Source organism: uncultured Methanobrevibacter sp. (genome assembly GCF_902788255.1).
Lineage (GTDB): Archaea > Methanobacteriota > Methanobacteria > Methanobacteriales > Methanobacteriaceae > Methanocatella.
Genome location: NZ_CADAJR010000066.1, coordinates 1 through 2,357, shown reverse-complemented (window position 1 = coordinate 2,357; position 2,357 = coordinate 1). Strand labels below are relative to the sequence as shown.

Annotated in this window: 3 protein-coding genes; all 3 read left to right on the top strand. The window is 34.2% G+C overall.

From position 1 onward, the window contains the following. Positions 1-214: 214 nt before the first annotated feature. Complete coding sequence (locus QZV03_RS11195) at positions 215-928, top strand: metal-dependent transcriptional regulator (protein WP_296876805.1); 714 nt, start codon at positions 215-217, stop codon at positions 926-928. A 95-nt stretch (positions 929-1,023) separates the two neighbouring features. Continuing rightward, the gene (gene endA, locus QZV03_RS11190; protein WP_296876803.1) at positions 1,024-1,539 is read left to right on the top strand and encodes a tRNA-intron lyase; all 516 of its coding nucleotides are present in this window, start codon (positions 1,024-1,026) and stop codon (positions 1,537-1,539) included. Between the two features lie 98 nt (positions 1,540-1,637). Then, a partial coding sequence (trpS, locus tag QZV03_RS11185) for a tryptophan--tRNA ligase (protein WP_296876801.1) occupies positions 1,638-2,357 on the top strand: 720 nt, incomplete at its 3' end.

The following is a 2,357-nucleotide window of genomic DNA, read 5'->3' as shown; positions in this document are numbered from 1 at the left end:
AAATTACAAATTTTAAAGTAATATAATAGAAAAATAATAAAAATTAAAGCAAAAAATCTTTTCGCAAAAATTCAAAAATTAATTTTGGCGGACACCCTTTTAAAACACCAATGTCTCTTTTTTTTACTTATCACATATTTTGTTTAGGTTATCCAAAACTTTTTATATTGTAATGTAATAATATATTAACTAATAAAAGGTAGGGTGACTTTTAATGGCTGATGCTAAAATTAGTGAAAACATTGAAGAATATTTGGAAGTTCTTTATCGTAATGGGAGTAATGGTGAACAGGTTTCAACAACTCAACTGTCAAAAGATTTAAAAATTGCTCCTGGTAGTGTAACTCAAATGCTTAAAAAACTTGAAGATTTAGGATATATTGTTTATACTCCGTATAAGGGAGCTACTTTAACTGATGATGGAATGAAAATTGCTCAAAAAATCACAAGAAAACACAGGATTTTGGAGAAGTTCCTGTTGGAGGTTCTAAAGATTAAAGAGGAGAATGTCCATGAACAGGCCTGTGAAATGGAACATACATTATCTGATGAAGCTGAAAGGGCATTGTGTACGATGTTGCAACATCCGGATTTATGTCCTGATGAACACATCATTCCTGCCTGTAATTTTGATTTTGGAAGCTGTCAGGAATGTTTTTCACAGAAAGACTTTGACCAGGTCATGAACAGAAAATTCAATTTGCTTTCCATTTCAGAACTGACCAGCACTACTGAAGGAACCATTTCATTCATACGTGGAAGCAATGACCTTCTGGATAGAATTTCTGCTGAGGGCATCAAGATAGGTCAGCATCTTAAATATGAATTCAATGAAAACCGTGTAGGTAATCATTATCTGGTTAACATTGATGATGCAGAGTTAAACATTCCGGTAGAAATGGCTCACAACATTTTTATTAAAGTTTAACTTTTTTTTACTCTTTTTTTTACAAAAATTTTATATAATATTTTTTTCAAACTAATAAGCATTAAATATAATTCATTTCTTTAAACGGTGTTTTAATGCGTGGAAATTTATCAGACGGTATTGTTTCAATCAAGATTGAAGAGGGTGCTAAGAGACCGATTGCATTACATGAAAAGAGCAAATTCGGTAAGATTGAAGCTGATTTTTTACATCTTTCCTTGATTGAGGCCTGTTATCTACAGGAAAAGGGTCGATTAAATATTTATGAGGATGATGTTGAATGCAGCATAGGGTATTTGATTGATCTTTTAAGACAGGATGAGCTTTATGGTAAATATGTTGTTTACCGTGATTTGAAAGACCGTGGTTATGTTATAAAGACCGGTTTTAAATACGGCACTGAATTCAGGTTGTACAATCGTGGAGGAGGTCCTGGTCAGGGACATTCCGACTATCTGGTTAAGATCATATTTGAAAATTATGATATCAATGCCCTTGATTTTGCAAGCTATGTGAGGGTTTCTCACGGTGTCAACAAAAAGCTACTTCTGGCAATAGTTGATGAGGATTTTGATATAACATACTATAATGTGGAATGGACTAGACCATAAGTTTAATTAAAGAAATAGTTTATATTTTAATATAGTTTTGTATTTAGTGTAATAATTATTGACAGTAATTTTAATTTAACATTAATAGTGGTGAAAAGATGGCAGATTTAATTGATCCATGGGCATCATTTAGCCTAGATTATGACAAGTTAATAAATGAATTCGGTATAGGTAAAATTTCAGACATGATTGACGATGTTAAAAATCCTCAAAGACTGATGAAAAGAGGAGTGATATTCGGTCATCGTGAATTCAATGAAATAAATAATTTAATCAACCAGAAAAAGGATTTTGCAGTTGTAACAGGTATGATGCCAAGTGGTCAGATGCACATTGGTCACAAGATGGTTGTAGACCAGCTTAAATGGTATCAGGATATGGGAGCAATGCTTTCACTTCCGATTGCTGATTTGGAGGCATATGCCGCACGTGACATGAGCTTTGAAAAGGGCCGTGAAATTGCCGTTAACGAATATCTGACCAACTGGATAGCATTGGGTCTTGACCTTGAGAAGGATAATGTCAATGTTTATCTCCAGTCACAAAACAGGCAACTTCAACATTTGGCTTTTAAAGCTGCTAATAAAACCAATTTCAGTCAGCTCAAGGCTATTTACGGATTCAAGAATTCAACAAATATTGCACATGTTCAGGCACCGCTTTTCCAGGTTGCAGACATTTTGCTTCCTCAAATTGAAGAGTTCGGAGGTCCGAAAAAGGTTGTTGTTCCTGTTGGAATAGACCAGGATCCTCATATCAGACTGACAAGGGATATTGCACGTAAGCTTCATGAAATCGAAGGATTCGTCTCTCCCGCT

Excerpts from the sequence above, each read along its gene's own strand:
- endA (WP_296876803.1), top strand. The coding sequence starts at position 1,024 with ATGCGTGGAAATTTATCAGACGGTATTGTTTCAATCAAGATTGAAGAG.
- QZV03_RS11195 (WP_296876805.1), top strand. The coding sequence starts at position 215 with ATGGCTGATGCTAAAATTAGTGAAAACATTGAAGAATATTTGGAAGTT.